The organism is Actinoalloteichus hoggarensis, from assembly GCF_002234535.1.
In the GTDB taxonomy this organism is placed as follows: domain Bacteria; phylum Actinomycetota; class Actinomycetes; order Mycobacteriales; family Pseudonocardiaceae; genus Actinoalloteichus_A; species Actinoalloteichus_A hoggarensis.
In genome coordinates, this window is sequence record NZ_CP022521.1 from 3,986,615 (window position 1) to 4,006,932 (window position 20,318).

At 72.3% G+C, this 20,318-nt stretch carries 20 protein-coding genes; 11 read left to right on the plus strand and 9 right to left on the minus strand.

What is annotated here, in order from left to right:
- Nucleotides 1-182: 182 nt before the first annotated feature.
- Nucleotides 183-1,079 (minus strand): LysR substrate-binding domain-containing protein, encoded by an 897-nt coding sequence (locus AHOG_RS17010; RefSeq protein ID WP_093942241.1) that lies wholly within the window; start codon nucleotides 1,077-1,079, stop codon nucleotides 183-185.
- A gap of 278 nt (nucleotides 1,080-1,357) precedes the next feature.
- Here AHOG_RS17010 and AHOG_RS17015 point away from each other — a divergent pair, with 278 nt between their 5' ends.
- Together AHOG_RS17015 and AHOG_RS17020 are read left to right on the plus strand one after the other, a co-directional pair.
- The gene (locus tag AHOG_RS17015) at nucleotides 1,358-2,551 is read left to right on the plus strand and encodes an EamA family transporter (protein ID WP_093942242.1); all 1,194 of its coding nucleotides are present in this window, start codon (nucleotides 1,358-1,360) and stop codon (nucleotides 2,549-2,551) included.
- Nucleotides 2,552-2,976: 425 nt separating this feature from the next.
- Nucleotides 2,977-4,029 (plus strand): LacI family DNA-binding transcriptional regulator, encoded by a 1,053-nt coding sequence (locus AHOG_RS17020; protein ID WP_093942243.1) that lies wholly within the window; start codon nucleotides 2,977-2,979, stop codon nucleotides 4,027-4,029.
- Nucleotides 4,030-4,059: 30 nt separating this feature from the next.
- Here AHOG_RS17020 and AHOG_RS17025 read toward each other — a convergent pair whose 3' ends face one another.
- On the minus strand, nucleotides 4,060-4,416 hold the full coding sequence (locus AHOG_RS17025; RefSeq protein WP_184450939.1) for a VOC family protein: 357 nt from the start codon (nucleotides 4,414-4,416) through the stop codon (nucleotides 4,060-4,062).
- A gap of 314 nt (nucleotides 4,417-4,730) precedes the next feature.
- Between AHOG_RS17025 and AHOG_RS17030 the strand changes: the two genes are divergently transcribed.
- From AHOG_RS17030 to AHOG_RS17045, 4 genes are all read left to right on the plus strand, one after another.
- The gene (locus AHOG_RS17030) at nucleotides 4,731-5,843 is read left to right on the plus strand and encodes a Gfo/Idh/MocA family protein (RefSeq protein ID WP_093942245.1); all 1,113 of its coding nucleotides are present in this window, start codon (nucleotides 4,731-4,733) and stop codon (nucleotides 5,841-5,843) included.
- A 411-nt stretch (nucleotides 5,844-6,254) separates the two neighbouring features.
- The gene (locus AHOG_RS17035; protein ID WP_093942246.1) at nucleotides 6,255-7,436 is read left to right on the plus strand and encodes a helix-turn-helix domain-containing protein; all 1,182 of its coding nucleotides are present in this window, start codon (nucleotides 6,255-6,257) and stop codon (nucleotides 7,434-7,436) included.
- A gap of 175 nt (nucleotides 7,437-7,611) precedes the next feature.
- Nucleotides 7,612-8,034 carry a hypothetical protein gene (locus tag AHOG_RS17040; protein WP_157736868.1) on the plus strand — a complete coding sequence of 141 codons (423 nt, stop codon included), beginning with the start codon at nucleotides 7,612-7,614 and terminating at the stop codon, nucleotides 8,032-8,034.
- Nucleotides 8,025-8,300, plus strand: a complete 276-nt coding sequence (locus tag AHOG_RS17045) for a hypothetical protein (RefSeq protein ID WP_093942248.1) — start codon at nucleotides 8,025-8,027, stop codon at nucleotides 8,298-8,300. Before AHOG_RS17040 ends, AHOG_RS17045 begins: the two co-directional genes overlap by 10 nt.
- Nucleotides 8,301-8,547: 247 nt before the next feature.
- Here AHOG_RS17045 and AHOG_RS17050 read toward each other — a convergent pair whose 3' ends face one another.
- The 5 genes from AHOG_RS17050 to AHOG_RS17070 all read right to left on the minus strand — a co-directional run bounded on the left by AHOG_RS17050 (nucleotide 8,548) and on the right by AHOG_RS17070 (nucleotide 12,799).
- The gene (locus AHOG_RS17050) at nucleotides 8,548-8,748 is read right to left on the minus strand and encodes a DUF6243 family protein (protein WP_093942249.1); all 201 of its coding nucleotides are present in this window, start codon (nucleotides 8,746-8,748) and stop codon (nucleotides 8,548-8,550) included.
- Between the two features lie 269 nt (nucleotides 8,749-9,017).
- Nucleotides 9,018-9,629: a hypothetical protein gene (locus AHOG_RS17055; RefSeq protein ID WP_157736869.1), complete on the minus strand. Its 612-nt coding sequence runs from the start codon at nucleotides 9,627-9,629 to the stop codon at nucleotides 9,018-9,020.
- A 79-nt stretch (nucleotides 9,630-9,708) separates the two neighbouring features.
- Entirely contained in the window at nucleotides 9,709-10,605 is an 897-nt protein-coding gene (locus AHOG_RS17060; protein ID WP_093942251.1) for a carbohydrate ABC transporter permease, read from the minus strand.
- Nucleotides 10,606-10,607: 2 nt separating this feature from the next.
- Entirely contained in the window at nucleotides 10,608-11,504 is an 897-nt protein-coding gene (locus AHOG_RS17065; RefSeq protein ID WP_245856275.1) for a carbohydrate ABC transporter permease, read from the minus strand.
- Nucleotides 11,501-12,799, minus strand: coding sequence for an ABC transporter substrate-binding protein (locus tag AHOG_RS17070; protein ID WP_211290426.1), 1,299 nt, complete (start codon nucleotides 12,797-12,799; stop codon nucleotides 11,501-11,503). The genes AHOG_RS17065 and AHOG_RS17070 overlap by 4 nt, the downstream gene beginning before the upstream one ends.
- A 469-nt stretch (nucleotides 12,800-13,268) precedes the next feature.
- On the opposite strand from AHOG_RS17070, the gene AHOG_RS17075 reads away from it, so the two are divergent.
- Nucleotides 13,269-15,812, plus strand: coding sequence for a glycoside hydrolase family 3 N-terminal domain-containing protein (locus tag AHOG_RS17075; protein WP_093944535.1), 2,544 nt, complete (start codon nucleotides 13,269-13,271; stop codon nucleotides 15,810-15,812).
- A gap of 243 nt (nucleotides 15,813-16,055) precedes the next feature.
- Here AHOG_RS17075 and AHOG_RS17080 read toward each other — a convergent pair whose 3' ends face one another.
- Nucleotides 16,056-16,598, minus strand: coding sequence for a MarR family winged helix-turn-helix transcriptional regulator (locus tag AHOG_RS17080; RefSeq protein WP_093942252.1), 543 nt, complete (start codon nucleotides 16,596-16,598; stop codon nucleotides 16,056-16,058).
- Between the two features lie 134 nt (nucleotides 16,599-16,732).
- Between AHOG_RS17080 and yczE the strand changes: the two genes are divergently transcribed.
- From yczE to AHOG_RS17095, 3 genes are all read left to right on the plus strand, one after another.
- Nucleotides 16,733-17,416 (plus strand): membrane protein YczE, encoded by a 684-nt coding sequence (yczE, locus tag AHOG_RS17085; protein WP_093942253.1) that lies wholly within the window; start codon nucleotides 16,733-16,735, stop codon nucleotides 17,414-17,416.
- A gap of 100 nt (nucleotides 17,417-17,516) precedes the next feature.
- The gene (locus tag AHOG_RS17090) at nucleotides 17,517-18,092 is read left to right on the plus strand and encodes an NADPH-dependent FMN reductase (protein WP_093942254.1); all 576 of its coding nucleotides are present in this window, start codon (nucleotides 17,517-17,519) and stop codon (nucleotides 18,090-18,092) included.
- Nucleotides 18,089-18,565 (plus strand): PPOX class F420-dependent oxidoreductase, encoded by a 477-nt coding sequence (locus AHOG_RS17095; protein ID WP_093942255.1) that lies wholly within the window; start codon nucleotides 18,089-18,091, stop codon nucleotides 18,563-18,565. Before AHOG_RS17090 ends, AHOG_RS17095 begins: the two co-directional genes overlap by 4 nt.
- Before the next feature lie 138 nt (nucleotides 18,566-18,703).
- On the opposite strand, the gene AHOG_RS17100 is transcribed toward AHOG_RS17095, so the two are convergent.
- Nucleotides 18,704-19,072, minus strand: coding sequence for a nuclear transport factor 2 family protein (locus AHOG_RS17100; RefSeq protein WP_093942256.1), 369 nt, complete (start codon nucleotides 19,070-19,072; stop codon nucleotides 18,704-18,706).
- A 139-nt stretch (nucleotides 19,073-19,211) separates the two neighbouring features.
- Here AHOG_RS17100 and AHOG_RS17105 point away from each other — a divergent pair, with 139 nt between their 5' ends.
- On the plus strand, nucleotides 19,212-20,021 hold the full coding sequence (locus AHOG_RS17105; RefSeq protein ID WP_093944536.1) for a helix-turn-helix domain-containing protein: 810 nt from the start codon (nucleotides 19,212-19,214) through the stop codon (nucleotides 20,019-20,021).
- The last annotated feature ends 297 nt before the right edge of the window (nucleotides 20,022-20,318 follow it).

The window sequence follows — 20,318 nt, forward strand, 5'->3', positions numbered from 1 at the left end:
CGGGACGGGCCGGGTGGGCGGTCGGGCGGAGACGGACGCGCCGCGGTGGTGGAGCGGACTCCGGTGGGCTCCGGTCGGACCGCCCACGGCGGCACGACTCAACCGGACCCGGGCGGGACCGGCCACATCGGGGCGGGCACACGGAATCGGCGTCCGCGGGCAGGCCCCTCAGTCCGCCCTTCTCAGGCGGCGGCCGCGGCGCGCAGCGCGTCCCGGCAGGCGCGCACCGCCGGGTGCGCCCCGCTGCCCCGCCGCACGGCGGTGAACAGCCGCCGCCTGCCCCACGGCTCCGGCAGCAGCGACAGGAAGACGGTCGGCGACCGAGCGGCCCACACCAGGTCGGAGATCAACGCCGCACCGTGGCCCTGCTCGACGAACCGAAGGCAGGTCAGCGCGTCGGACGTCACGAAGCGGACGTCCGGCTCGAACCCCGCGGAGCGACACAGCGACATCGCCCAGCGTCCCGCCGCGTTGTCCGCGGGTTCCATGATCCACGGACGGGCGGCGGCCGACCGCAGCCGTGCGGCGGGATCGGCGCCCTCGACGGGCAGGCTGCAGGCCAGCCGGATGACGTCCTCACACAGGTCCTCCTGCTCGATCTCAAGCGGTCGGGGCTCCGGATCGTGCGGATACTCCTCGGCGAGCACCAGATCGAAGTCCCTGGCCAGCAGCGCGGGCAGCGCCTCCTCGGGTTCGGACTGCGTGACCTCCACCCGCAGCCGGGGATGGGCCTGCCGCAGGGTCGTCAGGGCCTGCGGCACGAGCGTGAGCATCGTGGTCTGAAAGGCCGCGATGCGCAGCGTGCCCGTCACCTCCCGCATGGACGCGGCCAGATCCGCCTCGGCTCGTTCCAGCCGTTCCAGCACCGCCTCGGCATGGGCCACCAGGATCTCGCCCTGCGCGGTCAGCCGGACTCTCCTGCCCACCGGCTCGCGCAGCGGCACGCCGACCTCGGCCTCAAGCTGAGTGAGCTGCTGCGAGATCGCGGACGGGGTGTAGGACAGCGCCTTGGCCACCGCGGCGAGGGTGCCGCGATGACTGAGTTCGCGCAGCAGACGGAGCCGGTGGAGATCGAGCACGACGACGCCCCTTCCACGGGGTGGACCGGTAAGCCCAGCTGACGACGAAGCCTAAATTTCATTCACTTTACTGACGATCGGGCCGCCGGCAGCGTGAACGCCGTGTCAGATCAGCGACGAACGCCGTCCTCGGCCCCGCTCCCCGCGCCGTGGACCAGGCGGCATCCCGACGAGCGGCCCGCGAGAGATCGCCGCATCGCTCGCCGCCGCACCTGCCCCGCAGGCCGCGGCGTCGACATCTCGACCGACCACGGACGGCACCCCGGACAGGCGGCGACGTGACCGAACATCGTCGTGACAGGCCCGCCGGGCTGGGCTTCGCGCTGCTGGCCGCCCTGGCCTTCGGCGCCTCCGGCCCGCTGGCCCGTCCCCTGATCGACGCGGGGCTGGACCCGCTGCACGTCGCCTGGCTGCGCGTCACGGGAGCGGCACTCTTCCTGCTGCCCGTGGCACTGCGCCGCCGGGCCGCGCTGCGGCGGCACCCCTGGCTGCTGCTGGCCTACGGCGTCTTCCCGATGGCGGGCATCCAGGCCTTCTACTTCGCCGCGCTGGCGAGGATCCCCGTCGGGGTGGCGCTGCTGCTGGAGTTCCTCGGCCCGGTGCTGGTCCTGCTGTGGCTGCGTGTGGTGCGTCGCAGACGAGTGTCCCGGCAGGCGGTGGTCGGCGTGATCCTCGCCGTCGCGGGCCTGACGCTGCTGGTCGAGGCGTTCACCGGCGGCGGCGGACTCGATCCGATCGGAATCGCGCTGGCCCTCGTCGCCGCCGCCTGCCAGGCCGCGTTCTTCCTGCTCTCCGACGCGGGTGGTCCGGACGTCGATCCGCCCGCCGTGATCGCCTACGGCGCGATCGTCGGCAGTCTGGTCCTGGTGCCGATCGTCCAGCCCTGGTCGCTGCCCTGGGAGCTGGTGGGCGGCACGGTCGACGTCGCGGGCCTCGCGATGCCCGCGCCGGCTCTGCTCGCCTGGCTCTGCGTGGTGTCCACCTCGGTCGCCTACCTGGCCGGGGTGGGCGCCGTCCGACGTCTCTCCGCGCCGATCGCCGGGGCGGTGGCCTATCTGGAGGTCGTCACCGCCATCGCGCTGGCCTGGCTGCTGCTCGGCGAGACGCTGAGCCTCCCCCAGACCGTGGGGGCGGTCGTCGTCGTGCTGGGTGCGTTCATCGCGCAGCTCGCCGTCCCGACGGAGTCGGGGCCGAACGACCCGGCCCTGGTGTCACCGGCATCGAGCGGCCCGCGGGTCTCGGGCGTCGCGGCGACGGATCCCGCCGCGGGGATCCCTGCGGCCGTCGACCCGGCGGCGGTGAACTCCACGGCGGTCGGCTCGGAGCCGAGCCGGGTGACGTCGTCACCGCCCGATCCGGCGATCGGGGTCATGCGACCGCGAACGCGGGCGACGCCGCCGTCCGAGCCGCCGGCGGGCGACACCGTGCGCACCGGTTGTCCCGATCCGGCGGGGGAGGACGTGCCGCGGTGAGAGAGCAGGCACACCCCGGCGTGCCCTAGCCCGCACGTGGCACCGCCGCTTCGCCGCCCCCGACCGTGGCGGTCGGGGGCGGCAGACCGGCGCGTGCTCGGGATGGGGCGATCGACGGACAGCCGGCCGTCACGGGGCAGGCAGCCATCACGGAGCAGCCCGCCGGTGCCGCGGCGATGCTGCTCGGTCTCATCCGGCTCACCCCTTCTCGAGGGGCGACGATCGCGCCGCACAGGCGACGTCCGGTACGCGGATCGAGGTGCCGAGCGATCGATTCGACCCGGAGGTTCCTGAATGTTTCGCCCATATGTCCGATCGTTTCTGCCACGGCAGGGCGAGCGCAGAGAAGGCACAGGGTCCGATCGGCGCAGTCCCCCGCCATCCGGTGACGACGTCCGGCCTAGGGACCTGGGTAGACTCCGGGCATGCGCGCGACGACAGACTCGGCCGACTCGGCGAAGACCCCGACCGGCAAGATCACCATCGCGCAGATCGCCGAGGAGGCGGGCGTCTCGGTTCCGACTGTTTCGAAGGTGGTCAACGGCCGCGCCGACGTCGCCCGCGAGACGCGCAGGCGCGTCGAGGAGATCATCCGCAAGTACGACTACCAACGACGCAGCGATCAGCGGTCCGTCAAGGCGAACCTGCTCGACCTCGTGTTCCACGAACTCGAGAGCGCTTGGGCGATCGAGATCATCCGGGGTGTCGAGCAGGTCGCCAGGGACAACGACATGGCCGTGGTCCTCTCGGAGTTCCAGGGCAGACGCACCCCCGGCCGAGGCTGGGTGGAGGACGTGCTGCGACGGCGGCCGGCCGCCGTCATCTCGGTGTTCTCCGATCTGAGCGTCGAACAGCAGGCCCGGCTGCGCTCCGGCGGCATCCCTCTGGTGGTGGTGGACCCGGCGGGCGAGCCGGGGCCCGACGTGCCCTCCATCGGCGCGACGAACTGGAGCGGCGGGCTCACCGCCACTCGCTATCTGATCGGCCTCGGCCATCGACGGATCGCCGTCATCGGCGGGCCGGAGCGCACGCTGTGCAGCCGGGCGCGAGTGGACGGCTACCGCTCGGCGATGGAGACCGCCGGACTCACGGTGGACCCCGACCTGGTGCGCCACGGCGACTTCCACGTGGAGGCCGGCTATCAGCAGGCCGCGGCGCTGCTCAGCGGACCCGACCGACCCACGGCCGTGTTCGCGGGCAGCGACCTCCAGGCGATGGGCGTCTACCAGGCGGCGCGGGAGGCGGGCCTGCGCGTGCCGGAGGACCTCAGCGTCATCGGTTTCGACGATCTGCCCGTGGCCCAGTGGATCGGGCCGCCGCTGACGACGGTGCGTCAACCGCTGGAGGAGATGGCGGCGGCGGGTGCCCGGCTCGCCCTGGCCCTCGCGGTGGGCGACGAACCGGTGCACACCCGTATCGAACTGGCCACCAGCCTGGTGGTGCGCGGCAGCACTGCACCCCCGAGGCCGCCGGAGTGAACCGGCACCCCCGACACCCTGAGTAGAGCCTCACCAGGCGACGAGGCAGAACGGATGCCCGCTCGGGTCGGCGAAGACCCGGAAGTTCGGCGAGTCGCTCGGCAGGCGGCGGGCCCCCAGCGCCAGCACCGCCCGCTCTCCCTCGTCGAGGTCGTCGACGCGCACGTCCACGTGCATCTGCTGCGACGAATGCGGATCGGGCCAGCGGGGCGCCCGCTGCTCGGGAGCACGTTGGAACGCGATGCCCGGCCGGTCGGGGGCGTCGCCGATGACCACCCAGTCCGATTCGTCCTGCACTCGGACCATGCCGAGCAGCTGCTGATAGAACTCCGCCAGCTCGGCGGGTTCGGGACAGTCGATCACCAGGGCGTGCCAGCGTCCGATCATGAGAGACATGGTCCCGCGACACCGCCAGGCCGACAATTCGCCGCGGAGGCCTCCGATCGTTTCGGACGGCACGCCTCCGGACCGGACACCTCGCCGGAACCGCTGAACCCGGTGGGCATCGCCTGAATCCCGCCGACTCCGCCGGGAGATCGGCCGGCCTTGACGACTGCTCACACACTGGAATACCGTCGAGCAGACTGAAAGTTTCGATATCGTCCCCGGTCGTGTCGGCGCGCGTCCGGCCCGCTCGCCGCGGGCACACCACCGCCAGATCACCACGCCCCTCCCGGTGCCCGCGATACCAGAGGAGCCCCATGACCCTCTCCCGTCCCCTGCGCGCGGCCATCGTCGGGACCGGCGGAATCGCCGAGGTCTGCCATATCCCGGCGCTACGAGCCGAGGCCCACCGGGTGGAGCTGGTCGCGGCGGTCGACGTCGATCCCCGCCGACTCGCCGACTTCCAGGCCCGGACCGGCGTCCGACACGGGTACACCACGGTCGAGGAGATGCTGGCCCGTCGACGCCCGGATCTCGTGCACGTCTGCACCCCGCCCGCCGCCCACGTCGACGCGGTCGTCGCGTCGTTGGCGGCGGGTGCCTGGGTCCTCGTCGAGAAGCCGCCGTGTCGATCGTTGGCGGAGTTCGACCGCATCGAGGCAGCCGAACGGCCGGGCGGCCCCTATGCGTCGGTCGTGTACCAGCATCGGTTCGGCTCGGGCGCGCGGCATGCCGCCGAGCTGATTCGCCGCGGCGAGCTGGGCAGACCCCTGGTGGCGCTCTGCCAGACCACCTGGTTCCGCGGCCCCGAGTACTTCGACGTGCCCTGGCGCGGTCGCTGGTCCACCGAGGGCGGCGGGCCGACCCTGGGCCACGGCATCCATCAGATGGATCTGCTGCTCGCCCTGCTCGGCGAGTGGACCGAGGTCAGCGCGATGGCGGGCAGGCTGGAGCGCGCGGTGGAGACCGAGGACGTCTCGGTGGCCTCGGTCCGCTTCGCCTCCGGCGCGCTCGCCTCCGTGGTCAACAGCGTGCTGTCGCCGGACGAGGTGAGCAGGCTGCGGATCGATCTCACCGAGGCCACCGTGGAGGTCACGCATCTCTACGGCCATCGCAACGCCGACTGGCGCTACACCCCGGCGCCCTCGGTCGTCGACGCGGCCCGCCCGCTCGCCTGGGCGTCGCCCTCGGCCGACGTGCCGAGTTCGCACGGCGCTCAGCTCACCCTCGTGCTCGACGCGATGGAACGCGGCGAGCGCCCGCCGGTGAGCGGCGACCAGGGGCGCGAGACGCTGGAGCTGATCACCGCGTTATACCGGTCGGCGCTCACCGGGGCCGTCGTCCGACGCGACCAGCTCGATCCGGCCGACCCCTTCTACCACCGACTGCACGGCGACATCCCGGGCTGGGCGCCCTCGGGCGAAGACTGAGGCGGCGGGCCCGGCACGAGCTGGACGCTCACACGCACCCGCGGCGGTGCGGGCGTCCCGGTCGTCGGAGCGCGCGGGACCGGGAAGAGAGACCGGCGCCGTACCGCGCCGTCTGATCGTCGGCGACGGACCGGAGTGACGACAGTCGACGCAGGCACCCGCGACGGCGGCCACGCGCGATCGGCGAGGCGGCACGCGCGGGGAATCGCGGACGCCAGGACGAGCCGCGTGTCAAGCACGGTGTGAGGAACCACCGCATCAGGTGAACCCGAGAAGACGATCTCGGCATTAGGCTCGAAACGATCTTCGGGCCGAGGTCGACGTCGCACCGCCGGCCGTCGGGCCGCACGGTGCGACGCCGAGCACGCGACGGTTCCGGTCGACGCCCCCACTTCGACGCTGGGAGCAGCGGTGTCGGCGGAATCCCACATCGGCGCGCGCATCCGCGGTCTGCGCGGCCGGGTCCTCACCCAGCGCGAGCTCGCCGACGCGGCAGGCGTCTCGGTCGATCTGATCCGCAAGCTGGAACAGGGGGCCCGACAGAGGGCGTCCATCGGCAGCCTGCATGCCATCGCCCGCGCGCTGGACGTCGACGTCGCCGACCTCCTGGGCGGCCGCGGCGGGCCGCTCGCCAGCGAGCCGCAGGCGAGTCTGATCGCCGTCCGCCACGCGTTGACGACCATCGACGACCTGCTGGACGACGAGGCGACGCCAGAGGAGGCGCCGTCGGCGGAGCAGGCCGGTCGTACCGTCGGCTACGGCTGGGCCGCCTACTGGCGCGGTCGCTACACCCGGCTCCTGGGGCTGCTGCCCTCGATGATCGCGGAGCTTCGAGCGACGGCGGCGGCGTCGACCCGCCCGGAGCCGCACGAGCTGCTGAGCCGCTGTCTGTGGCTGGCGGGCTGCACGCTGGTGCACCTCGGACAACCCGACCCGGCCTGGCTGGCGATCCGACAGGCGATCAGCGCCGCCGATCGCGGCGGAGACGATCTGCTCGCCGCCGTGCTGCGGGGCTCCGCGGCCTGGCAGCTGCTCGTACAGGGTCGCCAGGTCGAGGCACAGCGCCTCGCCGCCCACGCGGCGGCATCGATCCAACCCGGCCCGGACGCGAGCCCCGACCGGCTGGCCGCCTACGGATCGCTGATCACCACCGGCGCCACCGCGGCCGCCAGAGCCGGCGGCGCCGCGGAGGCACGACACCTGCTCGCGCAGGCCGCCGACGTCGCCGCGCACACCGGCGACCGCGTCGACTACGAGACCTACTTCGGGCCGTCCCAGGTGGCGATGCAGACGGTGGACGTCGCCGTGGTCACCGAGGACTATGCGGGCGCGCTGACCGCCGCCGCCCGGATGCCGCCGAACTCGACCCTCCCCCTGGCCTCCCGCGCGCGCCACCTGACCGATCAGGCGTTCGCCGCCGCCCGGCTCGGTCGACGGGAGCAGGCGGTGCAGGCACTGCTGGTCGCGGAGCGGATGGCCCCGGACTGGATGGAGTACCAGACACTGCCGCGACGAGTGGTGTCGGAACTGCTCGGTGCCGAACGGTCCACCCCGCTGCGCGCGCTGGCCCATCGTCTGGGTGTCTCCGACTGACACATCCGGGCAGTGGTACATGGCGTCCTAGCCGCGCGGACGGTCCCGCTCCTAACGTCGGCCTCCTCACCGGAGGAGATCACGTGACCCCAGTTCCACCACCAGCAGCCCTGCCCCCGACCCGCGTCCCGAGGACCGTCGCCACGCCGCGACGCACCAGGACGAGAGCGGGCGGGTGATGATCTACCACGACGTGTCCTTCGCGGTGCCGATCTCCGCGACGCTGGTCGGGCCGCGCGATCGACGCCAGCCGGTGATCGTGACGATCGACCGGACCCAGGGTCGAGTCCTGCTCCAGCTCGGCGGTCGAACGGCACGCGGGCTGGCGGCGCTGGAACCCCAGCAGGCGGAGGTGCTGTGCCGGGTGCTGCGTGCGCCCCGCGCGCTGTCCCGGCTGCTGCCCGCCCTCGGCCCCGGACTGGCCATCCGAGTGCTCTGGGTGCGGACCTCGGCAGACGCGGTCGAGCTGTCGTTGTCCGGACGCGGCGCGCTCACCGACGTGTGGCGGCTGGAACGCGCCCCGGCCCGAGAGCTCGCCGACTCCGTGCAGAAGGGCGTCCGTCTGCTGTGCACCCCGGTGGGGGCGACATGTCCCTGATCGACGAGGACATCCCGACGTCGACGGACGACGGTTCTCGACGCCGCGCCGCCGAGGGCACTCGGCCGCCCAGACGTCGATGGGCCGGAGTGTTCCGCAGGCTCGAACACCGCAGGGACCCGACCTACCGACAGGTGGACGTCGGGGTGTGCGGGGCGATCTGCGAGCCCGTCGAGGACGGCGGCGCGCTCCCGAGGTGCCCGGTCTGTCATCCGGGTCTCGCCGACCATGTCGCGGGGATGACGGAGCCGCCCGCCACGAACTGAGGTCGCACCCGGACATCGGGTGCTCGACGGCGACGGCGAACCGCGGGGCACCTTGCGTTCCGTGGTCCCCGACGGGATCAGGTCGGGCGTCGTGGTCAGACGTCATGCCGGGCGCTCGACGACGGCCCGCGGGCACGGTCGGAGTCGGTCCTGCGGCGGTCGAAGCCGCAGGACCCGCCCGGGCCGAGCTCGTGAACCTCTTGCCGCCGAGGCAGGCCGTCGGTGGCAGGCACCGACCCCGGCAGGGTCAGTCCTGGCTCTTCGCCGTCTCGCCGTCCGCGTCGGCGGGTCGCTCGGACAGCCTGCGCATCTTCGCGAGGATCTCCTGTTTCCGATCGACCGCGTCCTGGCTCGGGCCGACGCCCATGCCGTCGGGGTGATGCGCCGTGCGCGGCGACTTGGTCCGCTGGCCGCCCACCCCGAGAAGGCTGTTGCGCTTCCTGGCCATGCTGCTCTCCTACCTGCCGAGCTCGTCGCCGACCATCGCGGCCGTCGCCGCTCATCGTGGCCGACGCGCGCCCCCAGAGCGAATCATTTAGCGACGACGACGGCGGACGGCGGGACCGGGACGGCGAGGCGGTCGAGGCGCCGTGTCCGACGTGAGGCACGCCGCCGCGCGAAGCGGGACGATCCCCTCGACCGGGACGACGCGAACCGGCTCCCGTCCTCGGCGGACCGCGACGCCGGAACCGCGTGACCGCGACGACCTGCCCGGTGTCACGAGGAGGCGCGCGCCGAGGAGACGGGCTTCGAATCGGGTTCGGCGGCCGTCCACGTCCGGGATGTCGCCGTCTGTCCGAGGATCGCGCTCACGACCAGTTTCACCAGATAGGCGGGCGCCAGCCAGGCAAGGCCTGCAGGCGGCCCGCCGAAGAACGCGACCGACACCGTCAGGGCGACGGTGGTCGCCACCAGCCCGACGACCGCGACGAGATCGGCGGGCACGCGCGGCAGCACCAGGACCGTGCAGGCCATGGCGAGGAAGAGGAGCAGACCCCATTCCCAGCGGGCGCCGAACAACAGCACCGCGAGCGCGGGGTGCAGCACGTGCGCGCCGACGACGAGCAGCCGAGCCGGCGCCGTCCGCTCCGACGCCGTGGTCCGCCGCGACGGGGGCAGCGCTCCCGCGGCCAGCCCGCCGACCAGGTCGACGGCGAGCAGGACGGCCGGCAGCAGCTGCCACGACGTCCAGTTCGGCGGGGCGAGCAGCAGCGCGCCGACGCCGCCGCCGAGGGCACAGCCCGCGACGACGGCCGAGCGGACCGGGTCGGCGCTCGGCCCCGTGAGCAGTCCCCAGGCGCCCACGAGACCTGCTGGCAGACGCCTCACCGGCGAGTTCTTCATCCGGCCATGATCCCCCACCGCGAATCGCGCGTGCCGTCGAGATGTCCGCGGCGGGCGGTCGACGTCATTTCCCGCCCACTCCGGCCAGTCCCGCGATGAGCCAGCGCCGGGCGAAGAGGTAGGCGACGAAGACCGGCAGCGCCGACAGGAGCACCGCCGTCATGAGGCCCGGCACGTTGACCCCGAACTCACTCTGGAAGCTCCAGAGTCCCAGGGTGAGTACCCGCTGATCCTCGGACTGGGTGAGGATGAGCGGGAAGATGAAGCCGTTCCACGCCGTGAGCGCGGTGTAGATGCCCACGGTGATCACGCTGCCCAGCGACATCGGGACGACCAGCGAGAACATCATCCGCCAGGAGCTCGCACCGTCGAGAGTCATCGCCTCGTACTGTTCACGCGGCACGTCCCGCAACGCCGAGGCCAACACGAGCACCGCGAGCGGCAGGCTGAAGGCCGTGGTGGGCAGGATGATCGCGCCGAGCGTGTCGTACAGCCCCATGCGGGCGATCATCAGGTAGATGGGGATGATCGTGGCCTGCGCGGGGATCGCGAGTCCCAGGAGGAACCCTCGGAACCCCGCCGCGACGATCCGGCTCGGCGACCGGACGATGGCGTAGGCGGCGGGCACCGCGACCATCAGGGTGAGGCCGACGCAGGCGACGGTGACGACGGCGGTGTTGAGGAAGAACTGAAGGAACCCGGAGTCGAACACCGTCACCAGGTTCTCGGCCGTGATCGCTCTGGGCGGGGCGAGCGGTCCCTCCGCGAGATAGGCGTCCCGGCTCTGGAGACTCCAGCTGATCATCACCAGCAGGGGGACGGCGACGACGATCAGCCAGCCGATCGTCAGCAGGCCCGCCCAGCGGTTCGGCGGCTCCAGCCGACTGCGCCGCGCCTGCCGACTCCGGCGACCTTTCGGGCCCGGCGCCGCGGGCGGCGCCGTCGCGGTCGTGAGGCTCATGGCTACAGGCCCTCCAGGGTCGAGCGCATCTTGCTGAAGCCGCTGAAACGGACCATGATCAGCGACAACAGGGTGCCGATCAGCACGAGCGCGGAGGCGATGGCGGCGCCGTACCCCATCTCGTAACTGCGGAAGCCCGCCTCGTACATCCGGTACGGCAGCACCTCGGTCGCCCTGCCCGGCCCGCCGTCGGTGACGATCAGAATCGTCTCGAAGTAGGTCAGCGAGCCGACCACCATCAGCAGCGACGAGGTGATGATGGTGTTGCGCAGCTGCGGCAGCGTGATGTGGCGGAACTGGTGCAGCCGGTTCGCGCCGTCTATTCGGGCCGCCTCGTAGAGCTGACGCGGGATGCGTCGGGCCGCGGCCTGGTAGAGGAGGGTGTGGAAGGGCACGAACTGCCAGGCCACGATGACGACGATGACCAGCAGCGCGCTGGTGCCGCTGCCGAGCAGGTTGCCGTCGGGGACGCCCACCAGCGGACCGAGCACCGAGGCGAGTCCGAAGTTCGGGTCCAGCAGCGAGCGCCACACGATGGCGACGGCGGCCCCGGACAGCAGCAGCGGCAGGAAGAACACCGCGGACAGCACCGCCCGGTTGCGCTGATGCCCGGCCGCCCAGACACCGAGGAGCAGGCTCAGCGGCGTCTGCACGAGCCAGCACACGACGCCGAGCACCACGGTGATGCGCAGGGAGTCCAGGACCGTCGGGTCGGCGGCGAGCCGCTCCCAGTTGGCCCAGCCCGCGGCCTGCGGGTCGCCGAGACCGTTCCAGTGGGTGAAGGACAACACGAGGACGAAGACCAGCGGAACCAGGGCGAACAGCCCGAAGAAGACCATCGCGGGCACCGCGTACCAGACTCCCGGCCGGGTGGTCCGGTCGAGGGCTCGGTCGCTCACCTGCCCGACTCCAGCACCTCGACGAAGCTCGCGGAGTCCCGCTCACCGAGGAAGACCTCCTGGAGGGTGGTCAGCATGAGCTGGGCCTCCTCCGGCGGCAGCGCCTGGTCCCAGGAGGGGGTGAAGGCGGCGGCGCCGCCGACGAGTTCGTAGATGAACAGGGCGTACTCCGCGTTGGGCGCCGTACGCAGGCGGTCCTCGATGCCGGTGATGGCGGGCACGTCGCCCGCGTCGATGAGGGCGTCGACGTAGGCTTCGGAGTTCATGTGCTCGCGCAGGAACTCCACCGCCTCGTCCACGTCGGCGGCCGCGCTGTTGACGGAGAAGTAGTTGGTGGGGTTGCCGACCACCGCGCTCGGATCGCCGGTGCCGTCCTCCAGGGCCGGGAAGGTCGTCCAGCCGAGGGCGTCGCGGGCGAAGTCCGGCTGCTGATCGAGCTGGTTGGGGTACTCCCAGGTGCCCATGAGGTGCATGGCGGCGTCACCCATGGCGAAGAGGGTGGAGGCGCCGCCCGCGCCGTAGTTGACGGAGGAGAAGTTGGTGCCGAAGGCGCCCCGGTCGACGAGTTCGGTGATCCGGTCGAGCGCCCCGGTCACCGCGGGGTCGCCCCAGGCGCCTTCCTCGCCCGCGGCGATGCGTTCGAAGACCTGCTCGCCGCCGAGACGGTCCACGAGGTACTCCAGCCACATGAGCTGGGTCCAGCTCTCCGTGCCCGCGAGGGCGAACGGGGTGACCCCCATGGCCTGGAAGCGATCGACCAGGTCCAGCAGCTCCGCCCAGTTCTCGGGCGGGCGCAGGTCGTTCTCGGCGAACAGCTCCGTGTGGTAGAAGAGGACGACCGGCTGCATTCCCCGCAGGGGGATGCCGTAGTTGCGGCCGTCGATGCGCCCGGCGTCCAGCACCGCCGGTAAGAAGGAGTCCCGCCAGTCGGTGTCCGCCGCCAGCCGGTCGGTGAGGTCGGCGACCTGGTCGACCTCCACATAGGAGCGGATGCTGGCCCCGCCCCAGTTGAAGAAGACCGCGGGAGCGTTCGGCGTGCCCATCGACACCCGAAGCCGCTGCGCGTAGGCGGTGTTGGCGAAGGTCTCGAGTCGAAACCGGCTGGTCGCGCCCTGATTGAACGCATCGATCGCCGCCTCCTGGATGGGGTTCTGCACCGGGTCCTCCAGGGACCACACGGTGGTGCCGCTCCGCGTCGGATCGCTGCCGCCGCCGCACGCGGCCAGGCCGAGGACGGCCAGGCCTGCCGCCGAGGCGGTCATGAATCGCCGACGTCCGAGCATGATTTCCTTCATCGCCGCTCCTGGAAGCACATCGAGGGCACGAGAGCCTCCGTTGACGCGGCCGCCGGATCGGGTCGTCCGCGAATCCGGACGCCATCGTCGAGTCGATCCGATGGCTGCCGGGAAGCCGACACGCCCAGGCGATCGAAAAATAACCGATAGTTTCGGTGAGAACGCAGCGTACGGAGGTGTCATTGCTCACGTCAAGACCCGGCATCGCGAAAACGCGCTCGCGGGACTATTCGTCAAGAACCGACCCTTCACCTGCGGTGTCTACGACAACAGGCTCTTCGGCCCGACCATGATCTCCACCCTGGACCGCGCTCGATTCTTTCCGATAGTGTCGAGGGTCGGACCGGAACATCAGTCGCCGAATCGACGTGCACGACGAGGACCATCCCCGGCGACGGTCCACAGCCCTGCCTGTCCACCCCGCCCGCCGACACCGCGCGGTCGGCCGTCCAGAGTGGAGAAGTTCGACATGGACCAGCAGAATCCCGGCCGCGCCGACTCGTCCGCTCCCGACTCGACGGCACTCGACGCCGCCCGCGAGCGTCCCTCCGCCGCAACCGCCGCGGATGACGTCGAGCCGTGGCGGCGGCCGGAACTCCCGGTCGACGAACGGGTGGCGGACCTCCTGCCCCGGATGACCCTGGGCGAGAAGCTGGCCCAGCTCGTCGGCGTGTGGGTCAGCGCGGCCGACGGCGCCGACGGCGTCGCACCCCATCAGCACGAGCAGACCGAGGAGCCGCCCGCCTGGCCGGAGGCGATCCGTCTCGGACTCGGTCAGCTCACGAGGACCTTCGGCACCACGCCCGTCGACCCTGCCACCGGGGCCGGGATGCTGGCCGACGCCCAGCGCGAGATCGTCGCGGCAGGCCGCTTCGGCATACCCGCGATGGCGCACGAGGAGTGCCTGGCCGGGTTCGCCGCCTGGAAGGCGACCGTCTATCCCGTTCCGCTGGCCTGGGGCGCGTCCTTCGATCCGGAACTGGTGCAGACGATGGCGGCGGCGATCGGCGCCGACCTGCGTTCGGTCGGCGTGCACCAGGGGCTGGCCCCGGTGCTCGACGTCGTCCGGGACGCCCGCTGGGGGCGCGTGGAGGAGACCATCGGCGAGGACCCGTTCCTGGTCGGCACGATCGGCGCCGCCTATGTGCGCGGTGTCGAGGGGGCGGGCGTGGTGGCCACGTTGAAGCATTTCGCCGGTTACTCCGCCTCGCGGGCGGGCCGGAACCTCGCCCCGGCGGCGCTCGGGCGCCGCGAACTCGCCGACGTCATCCTGCCGCCCTTCGAGATGGCGTTGCGCCACGGCGGCGCGCGATCGGTGATGCACTCCTACGCCGAGATCGACGGTGTGCCGGTCGCCGCCGACGAGGAGCTGCTCACCGATCTGCTGCGAGATCAGTGGGGCTTCGCGGGTGTCGTGGTCGCCGACTACTTCGGCGTCGCGTTCCTGCACCGCCTGCACGGGACCGCGGCCGACGAGGGCGAGGCCGCGGAGCAGGCGCTCACCGCAGGCGTCGACGTCGAGCTGCCGACGGTGCGCTGCTTCGGCGAGCCGCTGGCCGAACGGCTGCGCGCCGGACTGGTGCCGGAATCACTGGTGGACCGCGCCGTGACCCGAGTACTGCGGCAGAAGTGCGAACTGGGGCTGCTCGATCCGGACTGGTCGCCGGAGCCGCCCGCGCTGCGGGACCGCCGGGCCGCCGACGATCCCGGGACCGCCGAGTCGCCCGTCGTCGACCTCGATCCGCCCGCGAACCGCCGAGTGGCGCGCAGGCTCGCCGAGGAGTCGGTGGTGCTGTTGTCGAACCGGCAGGAGGTGCTGCCGCTGCGCGACACGGGCACGGTGGCGGTACTGGGGCCGCTGGCCGACGACGTCCACGCGATGCTCGGCTGCTACTCGTTTCCCGCCCACGTCGGCGTCTCCTACCCGGATCTGCCGGTGGGCGTGGAGATCCGCACGGTGCTCGACGTCCTGCGCGCCGAGCTGGGCACGAGCACCCTCCGCGCCGAACGGGGCTGCGCCGTCGACGACGACGATCGATCCGGGATCGGCGCCGCCGTGGCGGCGGCGAGAGACGCGGAGCTGGCGCTGGTGGTGGTCGGCGACCACTCGGGACTGTTCGGCCGCGGCACCTCCGGCGAGGGCTGTGACGCCACGGACCTGGCCCTGCCCGGTGTGCAGGGCGAACTGCTCGCCGCGGTGGTCGACACCGGGGTGCCGACCGTGGCCGTCGTGATCAGCGGCAGGCCGTATGCGCTGGGCGCGGTCGCCGACCGGCTCGCGGCGGCGGTGCAGGCGTTCCTGCCCGGGGAGGAGGGGGCGGCGGCGCTGGTCGGCGTGCTCACCGGCCGGGTCGACCCGTCGGGCAGGCTGCCCGTGAGCCTGCCCGCCACGCCGCACGGGCAGCCCGCCACCTATCTGACCCCGCCGCTGGGGCTGCGCTCGCAGGTCAGCTCGGCGGATCCCACGCCGCTGTTCCCGTTCGGCCATGGGCTCTCGTACACGACGTTCCGTTACTCGGCGCTGCTGGTCCGGGCGGTCACGGCGTCGGCGGACGACGGGCCGTCCAGCGCGGCGGGCGTGTCCGGCGGCGCGGACGTCGACGACGCCGTGGCGCGGGTCTCGACGGACGGCGTCGTCGAGGTGTCCTGCGTGGTGGCCAACGTCGGCGACCGCGACGGCGTGGAGGTCGTCCAGCTCTACCTGCGTGATCCGGTGGCCCAGGTGACCAGGCCGGTCCGTCAGCTCGCGGGCTTCGCCCGGGTCGCGCTGCGGGCGGGAACGGAACGCGAGGTCCGCTTCCGGCTGCACGCGGACCGGACGTCCTTCACCGGCCGCGCCGGACACCGGCTCGTCGAACCCGGCCTGGTGGAGGTGCACGTCGGCGCGTCGAGCGCCGATCTGCGCCTCCAGGGCGAATTCGTCCTCACCGGCTCCCCGAGGCAGGTCGGCCCGGATCGGGTGCTTGACACGCCTGTGACCCTCGGGGACGAGCGGCCCGCGACGACGGGCTGAGGGCGCGGATCCGACACGCCGGGGTCGGATCCGCGCCCGCCGCGGGGGCGCTCCGGGCACCGCCGGGTGACCGGGGCGCCGACGCGCGCCGTCGGGAGGCGGTCCGGGCGGCACGATCACTCGGCGCGGCGCCGGAGCGCGGCGGAGGTGATCGGCGTTTCGGCGACGACGCGGGGGGACGGTCCGAGCAGGCCGACCGTCGCGGTTCCCGCCTCACCACGCTCGGGCTCGAGCGTCCGTCGATCAGGCGCGCGGGTTCCGCTCGGGCGCGGCCGGGTCTGGCCAGGCCGCCGTCGGGTCGTCCGCCGTCGGGTCGTCCAGGCTCACCGAACTCTCGCCGAGGTTGGCGAGGACGGCGGCGGCGATCTCGGTGAACACGGCGAGCTGCTCGGAGGTGAGCAGGTCGACGAAGTGGGCGCGCACCGCGTCGACGTGGCCCGGCGCGGCGGCCTGGAGGGTCCGCAGGCCCGCGTCCGTGAGCACCGCGACGGCGGCTCTTCCGTCGGTGGCGCACACCTGTCGGGTGACGAGTCCGCGCTGTTCCATGCGGGTGAGGTGGTGTGACAGCCTGCTCTTGGACCACAGCATTCGACCGGCCAGCTCGCTGATCCCGCGGCGATGCCCTTCGGACTCGGAGAGCGTGGACAGGACGTCGTAGTCCGACATCGAGAGCCCGGAGTCGGCGGTCAGATCCCTGGCGAGCCGGGCGTCGAGCAGCAGCCGCATTCGACGGTAGCCCCGCCAGGCCCGCTGTTGGTCGCCGTCGAGCCAGTTCGGGTCGGTCACGCCACCACCCTACAACCTTGTTGACACGTCACACATCCCCGCCTACATTCTCGTTGACATATCAATCAATGAGAGGTCGGCACGTGACGGGCGAGTCGAATTCACTATCGGGAAGCGCTCCATCGCAGGTCAGGATGCGGCAGCCTCGCGCAGCGCGCTCGAGCGTCGACCTCGCGGGCCGCCTCGTCAGGCTCGCCGTCGGCCTCGTCCTGTTCAGTCTGGGGCTGGGGATGATGCTCGCCGCAGGCCTGGGGGTCTCCCCCTGGGACGTCTTCCATCAGGGTGTGGCGCTGCGCACCGGCCTGCCGTTCGGCGTCATCGTGATCGCCTCGGGCGTCGTCGTCCTGGCACTGTGGATTCCGCTACGGCAGCGCCCGGGCATCGGCACCGTCCTGAACGTCGCCTCCATCGGCCCGCTCAGCGAGGCGGCGCTCAGCATCCTGCCCGAACCTGGTCATCCCGCCGTCCGTGCGGCCTTCCTTCTCGGCGGAATGCTCGTCAACGGCATCGGACTGGCGCTCTACCTGGGTGCGGGGCTCGGCCCGGGACCTCGGGACGGTCTGATGACCGGACTCGCGGCACGAGGCTGGTCGATCCGTGTCGCCCGCACGGGCATCGAGGTGGGCGTCCTGGCGATCGGCTGGTTGATCGGCGGAACCGCGGGCATCGGCACCGTGCTGTACGCGGTCGGCATCGGCCCGCTGCTGCAGGTGCTGCTGCCCCGTCTCTCCGCTCCGCCTCGAGCCCGAGCCGCCGAGCCCGCGCCCGTCGACGCCGCCGAGCCCGCCACCACGGCCGACGCGCCGACCTGCGGCTGAACCAGTCGACGTACAGCGATCCGGCCGCGCCGCGCTTCGAGTGCCCGCCCCGCCGCGTCGATGCACCTCTCCTCCACGCCACCAGCACAGGAGTGATTTCATGCCAGTTCTTCACGTCATCGTCGCGAGCACCCGACCGGGCCGGGTCGGACCCGCCGTCGCGCGATGGTGCGCCGCCGTCGCCGCCGACCATGGCGGGTTCGATGTCCGGACGGTCGACCTCGCCGACATCGGCCTCCCCTTCCTCGACGAACCCGAGCATCCGGCGACGGGCCGTTATCACCATCAGCACACGAAGGACTGGAGCACGCTGGTCGACTCGGCTGACGCCTTCGTGTTCGTCATGCCCGAATACAACTTCGGCTTCCCCGCCGTCGCCAAGAACGCCGTCGACTTCCTCTACACGGAATGGCGGCACAAGCCGGTCGGGTTCGTCAGCTACGGAATGAGCTCCGGGGGCGTCCGCGCGGTGCAGATGTTCAAGCAGGTGGTGACCACCGTGAAGATGCATCCGGTCACCGAGGCCGTGGCGATCCCCTTCGTGAACGGCGTGATCGAGGACGGCGAGGCCGCGGACGACCCTGGACGGCGGGCCGCCTGCGTCCGAATGCTCGACGAACTGGAGCGGCTGTCCGCCGCGCTGGCCCCGCTGCGCGGCGAGCGGGTGGCGTCATGATCATCAGCTCCGACGACCCCGGCCTCGGCGCACTGCTTCCGCTGCTGCGCGAGCAGCGACGCGGGGTCCTCCTGACACTGCGCGCCGATGGTCGCCCGCAGTCCTCGGTGATCTCCTACGCTCTGTGCCCGGAGACCGGCGAGATCCTGGCGTCGCTGACCGAGGGCCGGGCCAAGACCCGCAATCTTCGGCGCGACCCCCGAGCCTCCTTCCAGGTGAGCGCGACAGACCTCGGGGCCTATCTGGTCCTGGACGCCACGGCGACGCTGTCACCGGTGGCCGAGGACCCGGCGGACGCGACCGTGGCCGAGCTGGTCGAGGTGTACCGCGCGGTCGCCGGCGAGCATCCCGACTGGGACGAGTACCGCGCCGCCATGGTCGCCGACCGACGACTTGTCCTGCGGCTCCGGCCGGAGCGCGCCTACGGCTGGTCCCCGGCGGGCGGCACCGTGGGCGTCGACCTGCCGTCCTGAGAACCGAGTCGCCGCGGACGTCGACCTGCCGCTCCTGGCCCGTCGATCATCGCGGCGGTTCGGGCAGGCGGCGGACTCGGCCCCGGCGAGCCGGGCCGGCACCCGTATGGCGCCGGCCCGCACCGGCGGCAGGCCGACTCAGGCCGACGGGGCCTTGTCGAGGAAGCCGTGGACCTGCCGGATTCGGCCGTCCGCGGCCACGGCCGCCACGTCGAGTCCCACGGCCACCGCTTCGCCGCCGCCCGCCGGGACCAGTTCCCAGCGGAATCGGACGATGTCATGGTGTGCCTCGGCGCCGTCGAGCAGCCGGAACACGTGGCCCGCGAACATCTCCTGCGCGGCGCCGATGACCGCCGAGATGCCGTCGTGCCCGGTGACCGAGGCCAACGGATCGGTGTAGACGCCGTCCTCGGTCCACAGCTCGGCCAGCGCCCGCAGCCGGGCGGCGGGATCGGTCTCGTTCCAGGTCTCGATGTAGCGGGGCAGCAGGTCGGTCATGGCGTTCATGGGGTTCCCTTCGTGGCACCGTCGCGGCGAGCCGGATTCGGCCGCCGAATCGGCCTTCTCGGCCGGACACGGGGATCATGCCGAGCCAGAGGTAATGTCGTCGATTACCTGTCAGGTAATGCTCGTGAATCGGGGTCCGATGACACGCCACACCGCGGCCACGCCGGTCGGCACGCTGCTGCGCGCCTGGCGGGAGCGCAGACGCTGGAGTCAGCTCGAACTCTCCAACCAGGCCGAGGTCTCCACCCGCCACCTGAGCTTCGTCGAGACCGGCCGGGCGGTCCCGAGCAGGGAGATGGTGCTGCGGCTGGCCGAGCATCTCGACGTCCCGCTGCGCGACCGCAACGGCCTGCTGATCGCGGCGGGACATGCTCCCGGCTATCCCGAGTCCGACCTCGACTCGGCCCGCCTGGAGGCGGTGCGGGCCGCCGTGTCCAGGGTCCTCGCCGCCTACGAGCCCTACCCCGCGGTGCTGGTCGACCGGGCGTGGAACATCGTCGACGGCAACACGGGCGTCGCCCTGCTCACCCGAGGCACGGCACCGGAACTGCTCGCCGCGCCCGCCAACGCGTTGCGCATCAGCCTGCATCCCGACGGGATGGCACCCCGGATCGTCAATCTCGGACAGTGGCGCACGCACCTCCTCGACCGGCTGAGCCGTCAGGCGGCCAACGGCGGCGATGCCGAACTGCGGGCGCTCCACGCCGAACTCGACGGATATCCGGCGCCGGACCGCTCCGACGGCGGGCCGGATCTCGGAGACCTCGCCGTGCCGCTGCGGCTGCGACATGACGGGGGCGTGCTCTCCTTCATCAGCACCGTCACCACCTTCGGTGCCCCGCTGGACGTGACGATGGACGAACTGGCCGTCGAGTCGTTCCTGCCCGCCGACGACGAGACCGCGGCGGCGCTGCACGCCCATCGCGCCAGGACCGCCTCGGCGAGCTGACCTGACCGAGGCGGCGGGCAGGCGGCGACCCTCCGCCGGGTGCCGGCGCGGATGCGGCCATCCGGGCCTGTACCGATGCAGGCCGGCACTCCTACCGTCCGAAGGAGACAGAGCTCGCCACTCCGGCGGTACCGGAGAGGAGCGATCCGATGACCAGTCGACGCAGCGTGGCGTCGCGATCCGGGACCGACGTCCGCATGCCGGTGGGCCGAGGGCGACGCCCCGCCGTCCTCGCGGCACACCACCGCGCCGGGCGCCGCGATGCCACCGCCCTTCGGCCGTCACCGCATCGTGAGC

Coding starts and splice junctions, on each gene's coding strand:
- AHOG_RS17060 (WP_093942251.1), bottom strand. CDS start 10,605: ATGAGCCTCACGACCGCGACGGCGCCGCCCGCGGCGCCGGGCCCGAAA.
- AHOG_RS17105 (WP_093944536.1), top strand. CDS start 19,212: ATGACACGCCACACCGCGGCCACGCCGGTCGGCACGCTGCTGCGCGCC.
- AHOG_RS17050 (WP_093942249.1), bottom strand. CDS start 8,748: ATGGCCAGGAAGCGCAACAGCCTTCTCGGGGTGGGCGGCCAGCGGACC.
- AHOG_RS17090 (WP_093942254.1), top strand. CDS start 17,517: ATGCCAGTTCTTCACGTCATCGTCGCGAGCACCCGACCGGGCCGGGTC.
- AHOG_RS17070 (WP_211290426.1), bottom strand. CDS start 12,799: ATGAAGGAAATCATGCTCGGACGTCGGCGATTCATGACCGCCTCGGCG.
- yczE (WP_093942253.1), top strand. CDS start 16,733: ATGCGGCAGCCTCGCGCAGCGCGCTCGAGCGTCGACCTCGCGGGCCGC.
- AHOG_RS17025 (WP_184450939.1), bottom strand. CDS start 4,416: ATGATCGGACGCTGGCACGCCCTGGTGATCGACTGTCCCGAACCCGCC.
- AHOG_RS17095 (WP_093942255.1), top strand. CDS start 18,089: ATGATCATCAGCTCCGACGACCCCGGCCTCGGCGCACTGCTTCCGCTG.
- AHOG_RS17020 (WP_093942243.1), top strand. CDS start 2,977: ATGCGCGCGACGACAGACTCGGCCGACTCGGCGAAGACCCCGACCGGC.
- AHOG_RS17075 (WP_093944535.1), top strand. CDS start 13,269: ATGGACCAGCAGAATCCCGGCCGCGCCGACTCGTCCGCTCCCGACTCG.
- AHOG_RS17100 (WP_093942256.1), bottom strand. CDS start 19,072: ATGAACGCCATGACCGACCTGCTGCCCCGCTACATCGAGACCTGGAAC.
- AHOG_RS17045 (WP_093942248.1), top strand. CDS start 8,025: ATGTCCCTGATCGACGAGGACATCCCGACGTCGACGGACGACGGTTCT.
- AHOG_RS17030 (WP_093942245.1), top strand. CDS start 4,731: ATGACCCTCTCCCGTCCCCTGCGCGCGGCCATCGTCGGGACCGGCGGA.